Below are 16,722 nucleotides of genomic sequence, written 5' to 3'. Positions count from 1 at the left end.
CGTGGCGCGCACCAGCCGGTGCGCGCCACGCCGCGTCAGCCCACCAGGAGGGAACCATGGCCGACACCCCGCGGATGCGCCGCGTGAGCGACCGCATCCAGCAGATCGTCGCCTCGATGCTCGAGTCCCGGATCAAGGACCCGCGCCTCGGCTTCGTCACCGTGACGGAGGTCCGGGTGACCGGTGACCTCCAGAACGCCACCGTCTACTACACCGTCCTCGGGGACGAGCAGGCGCGGCAGGACACCGCCGCCGCCCTCGCCTCGGCCAAGGGCCTCATCCGCTCCGAGGTGGGCAAGCAGCTCGGTCTGCGGCTCACCCCGACCCTCGCGTTCACGGCGGACGTCATCCCGGAGACCGCGGCCGACCTCGACCGCGTCCTGCGCGAGGCGGCCGAGCGGGACGCCGAGCTGGCCCGCCTCGCGGCCGGCGCCACCCCGGCCGGGGAGGCCGACCCGTACCGCCGCGAGCGGGACGAGGAGCTCACGGCCGACGACCCGGCCGACCGCTGAGCACCCAGCCCGTGAGCATCCCCCGACTGGCCGCCGCCGGCCTCGCCGTCGGCGTCCTGTCGGGGCTGCTCGGCATCGGCGGGGGCGTCGTCCTCGTCCCGGTCCTCGTCTCGCTGTTCGCGATGGCGCAGAAGCGGGCGCAGGCGACCTCACTCGCCGCGATCACCCTCACCGCCCTCGCCGGGGCCGTCAGCTACGGCATCGCCGGGGACGTCGTCATCGTGCCCGCGCTCCTCGTCGTCGCCGGCGGGCTCGTCGGCACGTTCCTCGGCGCCGAGCTGCTCCACCGCTTGTCCGACCGGGCGCTGAAGATCGCCTTCGCCGCCGTCATGGTGGCGGTCGCCGTGCGCATGGCGCTGGCCCCGCCGGTCGAGGGCGCCGGCGAGATCGCCCACCTCGAGCCGGTCGTGCTGCTCGGCTACGTCGGCGCCGGCCTCCTCATGGGCCTGCTGTCCGCCCTCATCGGCATCGGCGGCGGGATCGTCATGGTGCCGCTGCTCGTCCTCGGCTTCGGGTTCACCCCGCAGGAGGCGCAGGGGACCTCGCTCGCCGCCATGGTGCCGATCTCGCTCCTCGGCGCGTGGCGTCACGCCCGCCGCGGGTACACCGACTGGCGATCCGGAGCGGTGCTCGGCCTGGGCGGCGTCGTCGGCGCTCCGCTCGGAACCCTCGTCGCCCAGGCGGCCCCGGGGGAGTGGCTCCAGCGACTCTTCGCCGTCCTCCTCCTCGTCACCGCCGTCCAGCTCGTCCTCAAGGCCCGCCGCACCCCCTCCTGACCGCCCCTCCCCGGCCCCGGCCAGCCGCCCTCCCTTCCCCGCGCCGCGCGAGAGCCGACTTCTGCGCGACAGCGGAGTTCCGCGCGAGAGCCGACTTCCGCGCGAGAGCCGACTTCCGCGCGACAGCGGAGTTCTGGTCGGCAGTGGCGTTCCTCTCCGCCGGCCGCTCGACATGTCCTGGTGCCACAGCCCGTCCGTCGGGCGCTGCTAGCGTCGCGTGGTGACCGAACGCCGCGCACCTTCCGGATCCGCCGACCCCGCCGACGGGATCCTCGTCGTCGACAAGCCCTCGGGCTGGACGAGCCACGACGTCGTCGGACGCGTCCGCCGCCTGGCCGGGACCCGCAAGGTCGGCCACGCCGGCACCCTCGACCCGATGGCCACCGGCGTGCTGGTCCTCGGCGTCGGCCGCGCGACGCGGCTGCTCACCTACCTCGTGGGCGCGGACAAGGAGTACACGGCGACGATCCGGCTCGGGCAGGCGACGATCACCGACGACGCCGAGGGCGAGGTCACCACCGCCGTGGGCGCCCCCGACGTCTCCCCGGAGGCCGTCGAGGCCGCTCTCACGGACCTTCGGGGTCCGATCGAGCAGGTGCCGAGCTCGGTGAGCGCGATCAAGGTCGACGGCAAGCGGTCCTACGCGCGGGTGCGTGGCGGGGAGGAGGTCGAGCTCGCCGCCCGGCCGGTCGTCATCCACCGTTTCGACGTCCTCGACAGGCGCACGACGACGGCGCAGGACGGGACGCCCGTGACCGACCTCGACGTCGTCGTCGGCTGCTCGTCCGGAACCTACGTGCGCGCGCTCGCCCGTGACCTCGGCGCCGCGCTCGGCACCGGCGGCCACCTCACCGCGCTGCGCCGCACGCAGGTCGGGCCGTTCGGGCTCGACGGCGCGGCCGACCTGGCCGCGCTCGGCGTCGCGCACGAGGAGGGTGCGCCGGTGCGGCTGCTCTCGCTCACCGAGGCGTGCCGGCTCGCCTTCCCGGTGCGTGACCTCACCGCGGAGGAGACGACGGCGGTCCGGTACGGCAAGCGGCTCGCGCCGAGCGGGCGTCCCGGGACGGTCGCCGTCGCGGCACCGGACGGACACGTCGTCGCGCTCGTCGAGGACCGCGGGGAGCAGGCCCGGCCGGTGCTCGTGCTCGACCCAGCCTGACGCGTCGCCTCCAGGACTCCCAGGGCGGAGTCTGCTGTCGCGCGGAACTCGGCTGTCGCGACGAACTCGGCTGTCGCGCGGAACTCGGCTGTCGCGCGGAAGTCGGCTGTCGCGCGGAAGTCTGCCGCCGCGCGGAACTCGGCTGTCGCGCGGAAGTCGGCTGTCGCGCGGAAGCCGGCTGTCGCGCGGGAGGGGGCGAGGAGGGCGGGTGACGCTCTCTCACGGGCGGAGCGGCGGGGTGTGTGCGAGGGTGAGTGCGCTCGTGCACGAGAGAGGGGGGAAGCCGTGCTCCAGGTGCTGTGGGGACTCGGTGGAATGGTGCTCGTCCTGGCGATCGCCTGGCTGCTGTCGGTCGACCGACGCCGGATCAACTACCGGACGATCACGCTCGCGCTGCTCATCCAGATCACCTTCGGCTTCCTCGTGCTCTACGTGCCCGCGGGCAGGTGGGTGCTGGAGGAGTTCACCACCGCGGTCCAGGCCGTCATCAACTCCTCCTCGTCCGGCATCGACTTCCTCTTCGGGCCGATCCTGCCCGACGACGGCTCGGTCTTCGCCTTCCAGGTGCTGCCGGTCATCGTCTTCTTCGCCTCGCTCACCGCCGTCCTCTACTACATCGGTGCGCTGCAGCTCGTCACGCGGTGGATCGGGGGCGGCCTGGCGAAGGTCCTCGGCACCACCGGCCCGGAGTCGATGAACGCCGCGGCGAACATCTTCGTCGGTCAGACCGAGGCGCCCCTCGTCATCCGTCCCTACATCAAGCACATGACGCCGTCGGAGGTCTTCGCCGTCATGGCCGGCGGGCTGACGACGGTCGCCGGCTCGGTGCTCGTCGGCTACTCGCTGCTCGGGGCGAACCTCGAGTACCTCATCGCGGCGAGCTTCATGGCGGCCCCCGCCGGGCTTCTCATGGCGAAGATGCTCGTGCCCGCGGGCGCGCTGTCCGACATCGGGCCCAACGCGGTGCCCACGGACGGGGCGACGACGACGGCGCAAACGCCCGTCGTGCAGGCGCCCGACACGGTGAGCGGCGCCGACACCCCGGAGGTCCCCCGCAGGGCGGGCGGCCGGAAGGAGGACCGCAGCTTCGCCGACCGGGCGAGGGCCGCCTTCCAGCGCGGCGCGCGGCGCGGGGCCACGGTGGAGGGTCGCGACGAGCTCGTGCGCCGGGTCCGCGCGGCAGACGAGCCGGCCGACGCCGACACCGACGACGACACCGCCGACGACGACGAGCCCGTCAACGTCATCGACGCCGCCTCCCGTGGCGCGTCCGACGGCCTCGGGCTGGCGCTCAACGTCGGCGCCATGCTCCTCGCGTTCATCTCCCTCGTCGCGCTGCTCAACATCATCTTCGGCGCCATCGGCTCGCTCTTCGGGGTCGACGACCTCTCCGTCCAGCAGGTCCTCGGCTACGTGTTCGCCCCGGTGATGACGGCGGTCGGCGTGCCGATCAACGAGGCCGTCGACGCCGGCAGCTTCCTCGGCCAGAAGGTCGTCCTCAACGAGTTCGTCGCCTTCTCCGACTTCGCGCCCCGCGCGGAGGAGTTCAGCGCGAAGTCCCAGGCGATCATCACCTTCGCGCTCACCGGCTTCGCCAACCTCGGCTCCCTCGCGATCCTCCTCGGCGGCCTCGGCGGCATCGCCCCGACCCAGCGGGGCGTCATCGCCACCCTCGGTCTGCGGGCCGTGCTGGCCGGCACCCTGGGCAACCTCATGTCGGCCGCGATCGCCGGAATTCTCATCGGCTGACCCGGGGTAGTCTCGGCAGCGGCCGTGGAGAGCGGCCGTCGTGAGGAGAAGGAGCCCCAGGGTGCAGGTGTGGCACGGCATCGAGCAGATCCCCGCCGACCTGACCGGCAGCGTCGTGACCATCGGGAACTTCGACGGCGTCCACCGTGGCCACCGCGCCGTCCTCGAGACGACGATCTCCCACGCCCGGGCGCGCCGACTGCCGGCCGTCGCGCTGACCTTCGACCCGCACCCGGCGCAGGTCCACCGGCCCGAGGCCGCCCCCTCCCTCCTCACCGGGCTCACCGACCGGCTCGAGCTGCTCGCCGACGCCGGGATCGACGTCACGCTCGTCGTGCCCTACACCCTCGACTTCGCCCGGGCCACGCCCGAGGAGTTCGTGCGCACCTACCTCCTCGGCGCCCTCCACGCCCAGGCGGTCGTCGTCGGGCACGACACGCGCTTCGGGCGGGACAACTCCGGTGACCAGCACACCATGTCGGCCCTCGGGCGGGAGCACGGGTTCGACGTCGAGGTCGTGCACGACGTCGGCGAGGACCGGCGGTGGTCCTCGAGCTGGGCCCGCCAGCTCGTCGAGTCGGGGGACGTCGCCGCCGCGGCCACCGTCCTGGGACGCCCGCACCGCATGCGTGGCGTCGTCGTGCGCGGGTACGCGCGCGGTCGCGAGCTCGGCTACCCGACGGCGAACCTCGCCGCCGACTCGGTCGGCACCATCCCGGCCGACGGCGTGTACGCCGGCTGGCTGCGCCGTCACGGCGGGACGGGGGAGCGGCTGCCCGCCGCGATCTCCATCGGCACCAACCCGACGTTCGGGGACCCGGTCCGCACCGTCGAGGCGCACGTCATCGGCCGCGACGACCTCGAGCTGTACGACGAGGAGGTCGTCGTGGAGTTCGTCACCCGGCTGCGCCCGACACTGCGCTTCGACGGCGTCGAGCCGCTGATCGCCCAGATGGGCCACGACGTGCAGGACGCCCTCGCCGTGCTGCGCGCGTCCGGGGTCTGATACGATCGACGCTGCCGTCAGATCGGCCGCGGATGCGTCATGCCCGGGTGGACATGCCCCGGTGCTCCGCGCAACGAACCCCAAGGAGAACCTGTGCCCCTCGCTGCAGACGTCAAGCAGTCCATCATCGCCGAGTACGCCACCCACGAGGGTGACACCGGTTCGCCGGAGGTCCAGGTCGCGCTGCTCACCCGGCGGATCAACGACCTCACCGAGCACCTGAAGTTCCACAAGCACGACCACCACAGCCGTCGTGGTCTGCTGCTCCTGGTCGGTCAGCGCCGTAACCTCCTCGGTTACCTGCAGAAGATCGACATCGCGCGCTACCGCAGCCTCATCGAGCGCCTCGGACTGCGTCGCTAGGACCCGCGCCGGCTCGGACCCCGACGGGGTCCGAGCCGGCCTTGCATGTCCGCCGGTGACGGGCGGGCACAAACTGAACAGAAACACCCACTCCCGCGCCGGTGTCATGCGCCGGTCCTCGGTAGTGGCCCCCGGAAGGTCGGCACCGCCGACGGTCCGTGGGCCTCGATCGAAGGCCGCCAGGCCCGCGCGGGGACGATCAAGAAGGAGGGCACCCGTGGAGGGACCCGAAATCACGTCCGCTGAAGCCGTCATCGACAACGGCAGCTTCGGCACCCGCACCATCCGCTTCGAGACCGGTCGCCTGGCCCGCCAGGCCGCCGGCTCCGCCGTCGCGTACCTCGACGAGGACACGATGATCCTCTCGGCGACGACGTACGGGAAGAACCCGAAGGACCACTTCGACTTCTTCCCGCTGACCGTCGACGTCGAGGAGCGCCAGTACGCCGCCGGCAAGATCCCCGGCTCGTTCTTCCGCCGCGAGGGCCGTCCCTCGACCGAGGCGATCCTCGCCTGCCGGCTCATCGACCGCCCGCTGCGCCCCTCGTTCGTCAAGGGCCTGCGCAACGAGGTCCAGGTCGTCGAGACCGTCCTCGCGATCCACCCGGACGACAGCTACGACGTCCTGGCGATCAACGCCGCGTCGCTGTCCACCCAGATCTCCGGCCTGCCCTTCTCGGGGCCGATCGGCGGCACCCGGATCGCGCTCATCAACGACCAGTGGGTCGCCTTCCCGCGCTACTCCGAGCTCGAGCGGGCCGTCTTCTCGATGGTCGTCGCCGGACGCGTCGTCACCGACGCCGAGGGCAACGAGGACGTCGCGGTGATGATGGTCGAGGCCGAGGCCACCGACAACGCCTGGACGCTCATCCAGGACGGCGCCACCGCGCCGACCGAGGAGATCGTGGCCCAGGGCCTCGAGGCCTCCAAGCCGTTCATCCTCGCGCTGTGCAAGGCCCAGGCCGAGCTCGCCGAGAAGGCCGCCAAGCCGGTCACCGAGCTGCCCCGCTTCCTCGACTACACGACCGAGGAGTACGAGGCCGTCGTCGGTCACGCCGCCGCCGACCTCGCCGAGGCGATCGCCATCGCCGGCAAGCAGGAGCGCGAGGAGCGCCTCGACGAGGTCAAGAAGGCCACCCTCGAGGCCCTCTCCGAGCAGTTCCCGGAGTCGGAGAAGAACCTCTCCGCCGCCTTCCGCGCCGCGACCAAGCACTTCGTGCGCCAGCGGGTGCTCAAGGACGGCGTGCGCATGGACGGTCGCGGGCTGCGCGACATCCGCACCCTGTCCGCGGAGGTCGACGTCCTCCCGCGCGTGCACGGCTCGGCACTCTTCGAGCGCGGCGAGACCCAGATCATGGGTGTGACGACGCTCAACATGCTCCGCATGGAGCAGCAGCTCGACACGCTCTCCCCGCAGACGCGCAAGCGTTACATGCACAACTACAACTTCCCGCCGTACTCCACCGGTGAGACCGGCCGCGTGGGCTCGCCCAAGCGCCGCGAGATCGGCCACGGCGCCCTGGCGGAGCGGGCCCTCATGCCCGTCCTGCCGACCCGCGAGGAGTTCCCCTACGCGATCCGTCAGGTCTCCGAGGCCCTCGGGTCCAACGGCTCGACCTCGATGGGCTCGGTCTGCGCCTCGACCCTGTCGCTGCTCAACGCCGGTGTGCCGCTGCGCGCCCCGGTCGCCGGCATCGCCATGGGCCTCATGAGCGACGAGGTGGAGGGTGAGACCCGCTACGCGGCGCTCACCGACATCCTCGGCGCCGAGGACGCGTTCGGCGACATGGACTTCAAGGTCGCCGGCACCCGCGAGTTCGTCACGGCGATCCAGCTCGACACCAAGCTGCTGGGCATCCCGGCCTCGGTGCTCGCCGCCGCGCTGAACCAGGCGCGCGACGCCCGCCTGCACATCCTGGACGTCATGACCGAGGTCATCGACGCACCCGACGAGATGGCCGCCACCGCCCCGCGCGTCATCACCGTCAAGGTCCCGGTCGACAAGATCGGTGAGGTCATCGGCCCGAAGGGCAAGATGATCAACCAGATCCAGGAGGACACCGGCGCGGACATCTCGATCGAGGACGACGGCACCGTCTACATCGGCGCGACCGACGGCCCCTCGGCCGAGGCGGCCCGCCAGGCCGTCAACGCGATCGCCAACCCGCAGATGCCCGAGGTGGGCGAGCGCTTCGTCGGGACCGTCGTCAAGACGACGTCCTTCGGCGCCTTCGTCTCCCTGTCCCCGGGCAAGGACGGTCTGCTCCACATCTCCCAGATCCGCCGCCTCGTCGGTGGCAAGCGCGTGGAGAACGTCGAGGACGTCCTGTCCGTGGGCCAGCAGGTCCAGGTCGAGCTCGCCGAGGTCGACCCGCGCGGCAAGCTCTCCCTCCACGCCGTCGTCGACGACGAGGAGACCGGTGACGCCGAGGCCGCCGAGGCCACCGACGCCGGGACCGAGGACGCCGCCGAGGAGCAGCGTGACGAGCGTCCCCGCCGCGAGGGTGGCAGCAGCCGCCGCGAGGGCGGTCAGCGTCGCGAGCGTCGCAACCGCATCCGGGAGGACGGCGACACCGCCGGTGCCTGAAGCACTTCCGCTCGGCCCGGCCGGTGAGCCGGGCACCGAGCTCCACGTCGAGCAGGACGGCAGCGTCATCCGACGCTCCGTCCTGCCCGGCGGGATCCGGGTGCTCAGCGAGGCCATCCCCGCGCAGCGCTCGGCTGCCGTGGGCGCGTGGGTGGCCGTCGGTTCTCGTGACGAGACCGACGGCCACCACGGCTCGACCCACTTCCTCGAGCACCTGCTCTTCAAGGGCACCGCGCGACGCGACGCGATGGACATCGCGGTCGCGTTCGACGCCGTCGGTGGCGAGGCGAACGCCGCCACCGGCAAGGAGCACACCTGCTACTACGCACGGGTGCTCGACGCCGACCTGCCCATGGCGGTCGACGTCATCACCGACATGGTGACCTCCGCCCTGCTCGACGCGGAGGACTTCGAGACCGAGCGGGGCGTCATCCTCGAGGAGCTGGCGATGGCGGGGGACGACCCCGTCGACGTCGTCCACGAGCAGTTCGCCACCGCGGTCCTGGGCCCGCACCCGCTCGGCCGTCCGATCGGCGGGACCCCGGCGACGATCCGCGAGGTTCCGCGCGAGGCCGTCCTCGAGCACTACCGGCGCACCTACGTGCCGCGCGAGCTGGTCGTCACCGCCGCCGGCGCCGTGGACCACGAGACGCTGTGCCGCCAGGTGCTGCAGGCGGTCGAGGCCGGCGGCTGGCGGCTCGACCCCGCCGAGGCGCCCGTCGCCCGGCGCACGGCCGGCAGCGACGCGCTGCCCACCGAGGGCAGCGCCCTCACCGTGCGGCGCACGACCGAGCAGGCCAACGTCATCCTCGGCTGCCAGGGGCTGCCCGCCCGCGACGAGCGGCGGTGGGCGCTGTCGGTGCTCATGACCGCGCTCGGCGGTGGCATGAGCTCGCGCCTGTTCCAGGAGGTCCGCGAGCGTCGCGGCCTCGCCTACTCCACCTACGCCTTCGCCTCCTCCTACGCGGAGGCCGGGCTCGTCGGCCTCTACGCGGGCTGCGCGCCGGAGAACACGACCGAGGTCGTCACCCTCCTCGGCGCCGAGCTCGACAAGATCGCGCGTGAGCCGCTCGGTGCGGAGGAGCTCGAGCGCGCTGTCGGCCAGCTGTGCGGCAACCTCGTCCTCGGCCTGGAGGACACCGGCTCGCGCATGTCGCGCCTGGGCCGCGCGGAGATCGTCCACGGCGAGCTCACGACGATCGCGGAGAGCCTCGAGCTCATCCGCGCGGTCACCGCCGAGCAGGTCCAGGAGCTCGCGGCCGAGCTCGCCGCCCGGCCGCGCTCGCTCGTCGTCGTCGGGCCCTTCGAGGACGACGTCGCGGGCCCGCTGCTCGCCTCCCTCGCGCCGGTCCCGGCCCCCTGACCCGGGGGCCGGCCGGCCGGCTCAGCCGCCGAGGCGCTCGATGGCGGCCACCGTCATGTCCCACAGCCGGTCGCGGTCGAGGGACACGGCCACGCGCGTGTTCACCGGGCGGCCGAGGAGCCCCTCGAAGTCGGTGACGGTCATGCCGGTGGTCCACGTGCCGGTGAGCTCGACGGTGACGAAGGCGTCGCGGTAGGTCATGACGTCCGGGTCGAGCACGGCGGCGACGGCGCACAGGTCGTGGACGGCGGGCGCGGGGAACCCGCGGCGCGCGTACGACTGCGTGAAGAACTCCATGAGCTCCTCGACGAACCCTGCCAGCGGCGTCCCGAGGGCACGGACCCGGCTGCGGAAGGCGTCGTCGGCCAGCGCCTGGTGGGTGAGGTCCAGGCCGACCATCGTCACCGGCCACGGCGCGGCGAAGACGGCCGCCGCGGCCTCCGGGTCGGCGATGATGTTGAACTCCGCGGCGGGCGTGCGGTTGCCGCGGGTGTAGGCCCCGCCCATGAGGGTGACGCCGCGGACGCGCTCGGCCAGCCGCGGCTCGAGCGCGAGGGCCAGGGCGATGTTCGTCAGCGGCCCGGTGGGGACGAGGTCCACGGTCCCGGGCTCGCGGTCCATGACCGTGCGGACGATGAGCTCAGCCGCGCCGCGCGGGTCCAGGGGCACGGTGGGCTCGGGCAGGTCGGGCCCGTCCAGGCCGCTGTCGCCGTGGTACTCCGGGGCGATGATCGCCTCACGGACGAGCGGGCGGGACGCGCCCTGGGCGACGGTGACGCCCTCGACCCCCGCGACCGTGCACACGGCGCGCGCGTTGCGGGTGACCTTCTCGACCGTCTGGTTGCCCGCCACCGTCGTGATCGCGAGGAGCTCGGCGCGGGGGTCGCCCGCGGCGAGCAGGATGGCGAGGGCATCGTCGTGGCCGGGGTCGCAGTCGAGGATGATGCTGCGGGTCATGGATCTCCTCCCGAGGGTCGAGCGCGAGCATAGTGCGCGCTCCTGGAGCCGTATGCTCGCCGTCATGACCGAACGCGTGAGGGTGGCGGTGCTCGGCGCCGGCGGACGCATGGGAGCCACGGTGTGCCGGGCCGTCGAGGAGGCGCCCGACCTCGAGCTGGTCGCGCGTCTCGGGCAGGACGACGACGTCGCCGCGCTCGCCGGCCGGGCGGACGTCGCCGTCGACTTCACCGTCCCGTCCGTCACCGAGGCCAACGTCCACGCCCTCCTCGACGCCGGCGTGCACGCCGTCGTCGGCACGACCGGCTGGGACGCCGACGCGCTGGAGCGGGTGGCCGACCACGCCGCCCGGGCCGAGGGCCTCGGTGTCCTCGTCGCCCCGAACTTCGCGCTCTCCGCCGTCCTCGCGATGGAGCTCGCCGCCCGCGCCGCCCGCTGGTTCGAGTCCGTCGAGGTCGTCGAGCTGCACCACCCGGACAAGGTCGACGCGCCGTCGGGGACCGCCCTCGCCACCGCCCGGCACATCGCCGCGGCACGCCGTGAGGCGGGGCTCGGTCCGGCCCCCGACGCGACGCAGACCCAGCTCGACGGCGCCCGCGGGGCCGTCGTCGACGGCGTGCACGTCCATGCCGTGCGGCTGCGCGGGCTGGTCGCCCACGAGGAGATCCTCCTCGGCAACCCGGGGGAGCAGCTGACCATCCGCACCGACTCCTTCGACCGGGTGAGCTTCATGCCCGGGGTGCTCCTCGCGGTGCGCAACGTCGCCCGGCGGCCGGGCCTGACGGTCGGCCTCGAGCACCTCCTCGACCTCGCCTGAGGAACGCCTCCCACGGGAGGCGCCCGGGCGGGGCGCGGACGAGAATGGTCGGTGTGAGTCGTCTCGCGGACAGGTACCAGCTGCACCGCGTCGTCGGACGCGGCGGGATGGGGACCGTCTGGGCCGCCCGTGACGTGAGGTCCGGGCGCGAGGTCGCCGTCAAGACGGTCACCGACCGGGGCGGGGAGGCGGGGCGGCTGCGCCGCGAGGCACGGCTCGCCGCGTCGGTCACCCACCCGGGTGTCGTCGCCGTCCACGACGCCGGGCACGACGGGGCCACCGGCTACCTCGTCATGGACCTCCTCACCGGGCCGGACCTCGGCGCCGTGCTCGACCAGGGGCCGATGGCGCCCGTCGAGGCCGTGCGCGTGACCGCGCGGCTGGCCGACGCCCTCGCCGCCGTCCACGGTGCCGGCGTCGTCCACGGCGACGTCAAGCCCGCGAACGTCGTCCTCGACGCCGGGGACGGCGTCGTCCTCATCGACTTCGGTGCCGCGCTGTCGACCGACGACGACGCCGGGCCGGTGACCTTCGGGACCGCGACCTACATGGCCCCCGAGCAGGTGACCTCGGCGCCGGCGACCGCCGCGAGCGACGTCTACGCCCTCGGCTGCCTGCTGACGACGGCCCTCGCGGGGCGCCCGCCGTTCGTCGCGGGCTCGCCGACCGACGTGCTCCACCGGCAGGTGAGGGCCGCGGCGCCGCGGCTGCGTGAGCTCGTGCCCGGCGTCCCGGCCGCGCTGGACGACCTCGTCGCGTCGATGCTCGAGAAGGACCCGGCGGCGCGCTGCACGTCGGCGCAGGCCCACGCGGCCCTCTCCGCCCTGCGGGAGGACGACCCGCTGCCGGCGAGTCTCGGGCGCCGCGAGGAGGCCCCGGTCACCCGGCTGGACGCGGAGGCCACCCGCCCGATCCTCGAGGTGCTCGACCTGCCTGCCGCGGCCTAGGCCTCCGGCCGGGTCGGGCCGGCGGGGTCAGACCTGGGCGAACCAGCAGCTCTCGACGACGTCGACGGCGCCCGTGCCCAGCGCCCGGCGCGGCCCGGCCGGGGCGAACCCGGCGGAGCCGAGGAAGCGGGTGCGCGCCTCGTCCTCCTGACCGGACCACGTGACGAGGCAGGTGCCGCCGGAGTCGCGCACGAGGTCCGCGCACGCGGCGAGCAGCCGGGAGCCGTGGCCCTCGCGGGTGTGGCCGGCCCGGACCTCGAGGGCGAGCACCTCGACCGGGTCGGTGCCGGCGGACTCGGGCAGGGACACGTCCCCGGCGGGGGCGTAGGCGAGGAACCCGACGACCTCACCGCCCGCGAGCGCGGTGAGCACGCGGTGGCGCGGTGAGGGCGGGTCGGTGATCGCCGCGCCCCACTGGGCGGTGACGGCCGCGGTGTCGACCGTGGCGAGGAGGTCCTCGTCCACCAGGCCGCGCGCGCGCCACGCGGCGAGCTGCAGCGCGGTGATGAGCGGGGCGTCCTCCGGGACGGCCGGACGTACCGACAGGTCGGCGGTCGGCCCGTGGTCGTGCCCGGCGTGGGGGTCCTCCTCCTCGGGCAGGTTGCCCGCCGCCAGGGCTCCGAGCAGGTCGTCCTCGTCGTGCGGTCCGCTGTCCATCCTCACCCGGGCAGGTTATCGCGGACACGGGACGCCGCCCGCCGCCCGCCCCCACGGGCGCGCGGCCCGGGCCGCCGGGTGGACGAGCAGGAGCGTCGTCGCGCCGGAGCGGTACCGTCTTCCCCATGAATGCTGCCGTGCCCACGCGCACCTTCGGCTCCGTGTCGGTGGCGATGATCACCCCGTTCCACGCCGACGGCTCCGTCGACGTCGACACCGCCCAGCAGCTCGCCGTCGACCTCGTCGACGCGGGCTGCGACAGCCTCGTCGTCAACGGCACGACCGGTGAGTCCTCGACCACCCACCAGCCCGAGAAGGACGCCGTCGTGCGCGGCGTCGTCGAGGCGGTGGGGGACCGCGCGATGGTCATCGCCGGCGCCGGGTCCAACGACACCGCGCACGCCGTCCGCATCGCCAGGAGCGCCGAGGCCACGGGGGCGCACGGGCTCCTCGTCGTCACCCCGTACTACAACCGGCCCTCCCAGGCCGGCGTCCTCACCCACATCCGCACGATCGCCGACTCCACCGGCCTGCCGGTCATGCTCTACGACATCCCCGGTCGCACCGGCGTGGCGATCGGCGACGACGCCCTCGACCGGCTCGCCGAGCACCCCCGGATCCTCGCCGTCAAGGACGCGACCGGGGACGTGCAGCACGGCTTCGAGCGCATGGCCCGCACCGGCCTGGAGTTCTACTCCGGCGACGACGGGCTCAACTTCGCCTGGCTCGCCCACGGCGCCTCCGGGGTCGTGTCCGTCGTCGGCCATCTCGCTGCCGGCGCCTACGCCGAGATGGTCGCCGAGGTCGACGACGGCGACCTCGTGGCCGCGCGTGCCGTGGCGAACCGCGCGCGCGGGCTCGTCAATGCCATCATGGGAGGCGGACAGGGCACCGTCATGGTCAAGGAGGCGCTGCACCTGCAGGGTCGGCTGCCGAGCCCTGCCGTGCGGCTGCCCCTCGTGCGCGCCGCCGAGAACGAGATCACGGCACTGGAGACAGTGCTGCGCCAGGAAGGACTTCTGTGAGCCACCCCCACCCCGACCTCACACCGCCCGGACCGCTGCCCGCAGGAGCGCTGCGCATCGTCGCCCTCGGCGGGCTCGGAGAGGTCGGCCGGAACATGGCCGTGCTCGAGTACGAGGGCCGGCTGCTCGTCATCGACTGCGGCGTGCTCTTCCCCGAGGACGACCAGCCCGGCGTCGACCTCATCCTCCCGGACTTCGACTACATCGCCGACCGGATGGGCGACATCGAGGCGATCGTCCTCACCCACGGCCACGAGGACCACATCGGCGCCGTGCCCTACCTCCTGCGGCTGCGCCAGGACATCCCGCTCGTCGGCTCCCGGCTCACCCTCGCGTTCATCGAGGCCAAGCTCAAGGAGCACCGCATCACGCCCACCACCCTCGCGGTCAAGGAGGGGCAGGTCGAGCGCTTCGGCCCGTTCGAGACGGAGTTCGTCGCGGTCAACCACTCGATCCCCGACGCGCTCGCGGTCATGGTCCGCACCGGGGCCGGCAACGTGCTCCACACCGGCGACTTCAAGATGGACCAGCTCCCGCTCGACGGGCGCATCACCGACCTGCGCGCCTTCGCCCGGCTGGGGGAGGAGGGCGTCGACCTGTTCATGACGGACTCGACGAACGCCGAGGTCCCCGGCTTCACCACCGCCGAGGCCGAGATCGGCCCGGTGCTCGACTCGGTCTTCGCCGCCGCCGAGCAGAAGATCGTCGTCGCCTCCTTCGCCTCCCACGTCCACCGGGTCCAGCAGGTGCTCGACGCCGCCTACACCCACCGGCGCAAGGTCGCCTTCGTCGGGCGCTCGATGGTCCGCAACATGCGCATCGCCGCGGACCTCGGCTACCTGCAGGTCCCCGAGGACACGATCGTGGACATCAAGCAGGTCGACGACCTGCGCGACGACGAGCTCGTCCTCATGGCGACCGGCTCCCAGGGCGAGCCGATGGCCGCGCTCAGCCGGATCGCCAACCGGGACCACCGGGTCTCCGTCGGTCCGGGCGACACGGTGATCTTCGCCTCCTCGCTCATCCCCGGCAACGAGAACTCCGTCTACCGCGTGATCAACGGGCTGACCCGTCTCGGTGCGAAGGTCGTCCACCAGGCCAACGCCCGGGTCCACGTCTCGGGCCACGCGAGCGCTGGTGAGCTCCTCTACTGCTACAACATCGTCCGGCCGCGCAACGTCATGCCGGTCCACGGGGAGATCCGCCACCTCGTCGCCAACGGCGCGCTGGCCGTCAAGACCGGCGTGCCCGCCGAGCGGGTCGTGCTGGCCGAGGACGGCGTCGTCGTCGACCTCGTCGACGGCCGGGCGCGGATCGTCGGAGCCGTGCCGAGCCGATACGTCTACGTCGACGGCTCGAGCGTCGGGGAGATCACCGAGGCCGAGCTCAAGGACCGGCGGATCCTCAGCGAGGAGGGCTTCATCTCGATCTTCGCCGCCGTGGACTCCGCGACCGGCGCCGTCGTCGCGGGCCCGCACATCCAGGCCCGCGGGATGGCCGAGGACGAGTCGGTCTTCGACGCGATCCTCCCCAAGGTCGCCGAGGAGCTCACCAAGGCCGCGCGTGGCGGCACGACCGACGTCCACCAGCTCCAGCAGGTCATGCGCCGCATCGTGGGCCGCTGGGCCTCCAGCCGGCTGCGCCGCCGCCCGATGATCATCCCGGTGGTCGTCGAGGCGTGACCTCGGTGCCGGGCCCCGGGTCGGGGGCCCGGCGCGAGGCGAGGAGCGCCTCCCGGTAGCGGGCGTCGCGCTCCTCGCGGCCACCCGGCAGCAGGCCGGCGAGCTCGAGACTCACCAGCCCGTGGGCCAGCGCCCACAGGCGCAGCGCGAGCTCGTCGGCGTCCGGGACGCCGGGGACACGCGCGACGGCCTCGCGCAGCACCCGGAAGGTCGGCTGAGCCGTGGTGGGGGCCGCGGCGCCTCCCTGCTCCGGGGCGGGCCCGAACATCACCCGGTAGAAGTGCGGGTTGGCCAGCGCGTTGTCGCGGTAGGCCAGGCCCAGCGCGAGGAGGTCGGCACCGGGGTCCGCGCTGCGGGGGACCGCCGCCAGGTGCTCGGCGAAGCGCCGGAAGCCCTCCTCGACGACGGCGGCGACCAGCCCGTCGCGGCCGCCGAAGAGGGTGTAGACGGCTGCCGTCGTCGTGCCTGCCTGCGCCGCCACCGTGCGCAGGGACAGTCCGGCGCTGCCCCGCTCGGCGACGGCCGCGGAGGCGAGCTCGACGAGGGTGGCGCGCAGGGCGGCGTCATGGGGGCGTGGTCGGGGCACGAGCCGGAGTCTAGGGCGTTGACAGCCATCCGTCTAACACTGTTAGATAACGGTGTTAGACCAATCAGGGGGGTCCATCGTGCTCGAGCTGTCACCGGCAGCCCTCTCGACGGCGGGCGTCGCGGTCCTCGCGGCGGTCACCGTGACGAGCGGCGGCTACTTCATGATCAAGGTGGCCACCGCGAAGGTGCCCGCCACCCCGTTCCAGACGTCCTTCTTCCGCGCCGGCCACGCGCACGCGGGCGTGTTCGTCATCCTGGGTCTCGTCTGCCTGCTCCTCACCGAGGCGACCGGTCTCACCGGGGGCTGGGCCTGGCTGGCGCGGACGGGGGTGCTCTGTGCGGCGATCCTCATGCCCGCGGGGTTCTTCCTCTCCGCCGTGGGCCGGGGCCGGGAGCGGCCCAACCGCCTCGTCATCCTGCTGCCCGTCGGCGCCGTGCTCCTCGTGGCAGGGCTCCTCACCCTCGGCGTGGGGCTGCTCACGGCCTGACCCGCCGAATGCGGGCGGATCCGGTCCCCGTCGCGTGTCCACCGGG

Annotated in this window: 16 protein-coding genes; 13 read left to right on the top strand and 3 right to left on the bottom strand. The window is 73.5% G+C overall.

What is annotated here, in order from left to right; all coding sequences use genetic code 11:
* Window positions 1-56 precede the first annotated feature (56 nt).
* The 8 genes from rbfA to FHE66_RS14135 all read left to right on the top strand — a co-directional run bounded on the left by rbfA (window position 57) and on the right by FHE66_RS14135 (window position 9,515).
* Window positions 57-512: a 30S ribosome-binding factor RbfA gene (gene rbfA / locus FHE66_RS14170; protein WP_139073607.1), complete on the top strand. Its 456-nt coding sequence runs from the start codon at window positions 57-59 to the stop codon at window positions 510-512.
* Between the two features lie 11 nt (window positions 513-523).
* Window positions 524-1,288: a sulfite exporter TauE/SafE family protein gene (locus FHE66_RS14165; protein ID WP_139073606.1), complete on the top strand. Its 765-nt coding sequence runs from the start codon at window positions 524-526 to the stop codon at window positions 1,286-1,288.
* Between the two features lie 220 nt (window positions 1,289-1,508).
* Window positions 1,509-2,447, top strand: a complete 939-nt coding sequence (gene truB / locus FHE66_RS14160; RefSeq protein WP_176554794.1) for a tRNA pseudouridine(55) synthase TruB — start codon at window positions 1,509-1,511, stop codon at window positions 2,445-2,447.
* A 315-nt stretch (window positions 2,448-2,762) separates the two neighbouring features.
* Window positions 2,763-4,196, top strand: coding sequence for a NupC/NupG family nucleoside CNT transporter (locus tag FHE66_RS14155; protein WP_139073605.1), 1,434 nt, complete (start codon window positions 2,763-2,765; stop codon window positions 4,194-4,196).
* Window positions 4,197-4,257: 61 nt separating this feature from the next.
* A complete protein-coding gene (locus tag FHE66_RS14150) occupies window positions 4,258-5,202 on the top strand; it encodes a bifunctional riboflavin kinase/FAD synthetase (protein WP_139073604.1) in 945 nt (314 codons plus the stop codon).
* Window positions 5,203-5,295: 93 nt separating this feature from the next.
* Window positions 5,296-5,565 carry a 30S ribosomal protein S15 gene (gene rpsO / locus FHE66_RS14145; RefSeq protein WP_139073603.1) on the top strand — a complete coding sequence of 90 codons (270 nt, stop codon included), beginning with the start codon at window positions 5,296-5,298 and terminating at the stop codon, window positions 5,563-5,565.
* Between the two features lie 217 nt (window positions 5,566-5,782).
* Complete coding sequence (locus tag FHE66_RS14140) at window positions 5,783-8,152, top strand: polyribonucleotide nucleotidyltransferase (protein ID WP_176554792.1); 2,370 nt, start codon at window positions 5,783-5,785, stop codon at window positions 8,150-8,152.
* Window positions 8,145-9,515 (top strand): pitrilysin family protein, encoded by a 1,371-nt coding sequence (locus FHE66_RS14135; RefSeq protein WP_139073601.1) that lies wholly within the window; start codon window positions 8,145-8,147, stop codon window positions 9,513-9,515. Before FHE66_RS14140 ends, FHE66_RS14135 begins: the two co-directional genes overlap by 8 nt.
* Before the next feature lie 21 nt (window positions 9,516-9,536).
* On the opposite strand, the gene FHE66_RS14130 is transcribed toward FHE66_RS14135, so the two are convergent.
* Window positions 9,537-10,472: a nucleoside hydrolase gene (locus tag FHE66_RS14130; protein WP_139073600.1), complete on the bottom strand. Its 936-nt coding sequence runs from the start codon at window positions 10,470-10,472 to the stop codon at window positions 9,537-9,539.
* A 64-nt stretch (window positions 10,473-10,536) separates the two neighbouring features.
* On the opposite strand from FHE66_RS14130, the gene dapB reads away from it, so the two are divergent.
* On the top strand, window positions 10,537-11,289 hold the full coding sequence (gene dapB / locus FHE66_RS14125; protein WP_139073599.1) for a 4-hydroxy-tetrahydrodipicolinate reductase: 753 nt from the start codon (window positions 10,537-10,539) through the stop codon (window positions 11,287-11,289).
* Window positions 11,290-11,342: 53 nt separating this feature from the next.
* Window positions 11,343-12,236 (top strand): serine/threonine-protein kinase, encoded by an 894-nt coding sequence (locus FHE66_RS14120; protein ID WP_168202654.1) that lies wholly within the window; start codon window positions 11,343-11,345, stop codon window positions 12,234-12,236.
* Window positions 12,237-12,263: 27 nt separating this feature from the next.
* Here the strand turns inward: FHE66_RS14120 and FHE66_RS14115 are convergent, their stop codons facing one another.
* Window positions 12,264-12,893 (bottom strand): GNAT family N-acetyltransferase, encoded by a 630-nt coding sequence (locus tag FHE66_RS14115; protein ID WP_139073674.1) that lies wholly within the window; start codon window positions 12,891-12,893, stop codon window positions 12,264-12,266.
* 125 nt (window positions 12,894-13,018) lie between these two features.
* Here FHE66_RS14115 and dapA point away from each other — a divergent pair, with 125 nt between their 5' ends.
* Window positions 13,019-13,918, top strand: coding sequence for a 4-hydroxy-tetrahydrodipicolinate synthase (dapA, locus tag FHE66_RS14110; protein ID WP_139073597.1), 900 nt, complete (start codon window positions 13,019-13,021; stop codon window positions 13,916-13,918).
* Window positions 13,915-15,600, top strand: a complete 1,686-nt coding sequence (locus FHE66_RS14105) for a ribonuclease J (RefSeq protein WP_139073596.1) — start codon at window positions 13,915-13,917, stop codon at window positions 15,598-15,600. Before dapA ends, FHE66_RS14105 begins: the two co-directional genes overlap by 4 nt.
* On the opposite strand, the gene FHE66_RS14100 is transcribed toward FHE66_RS14105, so the two are convergent.
* Window positions 15,575-16,186: a TetR/AcrR family transcriptional regulator gene (locus FHE66_RS14100; protein ID WP_139073595.1), complete on the bottom strand. Its 612-nt coding sequence runs from the start codon at window positions 16,184-16,186 to the stop codon at window positions 15,575-15,577. The two genes, FHE66_RS14105 and FHE66_RS14100, sit on opposite strands and share 26 nt — an antisense overlap.
* Window positions 16,187-16,265: 79 nt before the next feature.
* Between FHE66_RS14100 and FHE66_RS14095 the strand changes: the two genes are divergently transcribed.
* On the top strand, window positions 16,266-16,676 hold the full coding sequence (locus FHE66_RS14095) for a hypothetical protein (protein WP_139073594.1): 411 nt from the start codon (window positions 16,266-16,268) through the stop codon (window positions 16,674-16,676).
* Window positions 16,677-16,722: the final 46 nt, after the last annotated feature.

The organism is Georgenia sp. 311 (assembly GCF_006151955.1).
Classification (GTDB): Bacteria; Actinomycetota; Actinomycetes; order Actinomycetales; family Actinomycetaceae; genus Oceanitalea; species Oceanitalea wutianyii.
This window is presented reverse-complemented; position numbering and strand designations above follow the sequence as displayed.

Bases quoted from the DNA above. Each gene is read 5' to 3' on its own strand.
- FHE66_RS14155 (WP_139073605.1), top strand. From the start codon at position 2,763: ATGGTGCTCGTCCTGGCGATCGCCTGGCTGCTGTCGGTCGACCGACGC.
- dapB (WP_139073599.1), top strand. From the start codon at position 10,537: ATGACCGAACGCGTGAGGGTGGCGGTGCTCGGCGCCGGCGGACGCATG.
- dapA (WP_139073597.1), top strand. From the start codon at position 13,019: ATGAATGCTGCCGTGCCCACGCGCACCTTCGGCTCCGTGTCGGTGGCG.
- FHE66_RS14115 (WP_139073674.1), bottom strand. From the start codon at position 12,893: ATGGACAGCGGACCGCACGACGAGGACGACCTGCTCGGAGCCCTGGCG.
- FHE66_RS14130 (WP_139073600.1), bottom strand. From the start codon at position 10,472: ATGACCCGCAGCATCATCCTCGACTGCGACCCCGGCCACGACGATGCC.
- rbfA (WP_139073607.1), top strand. From the start codon at position 57: ATGGCCGACACCCCGCGGATGCGCCGCGTGAGCGACCGCATCCAGCAG.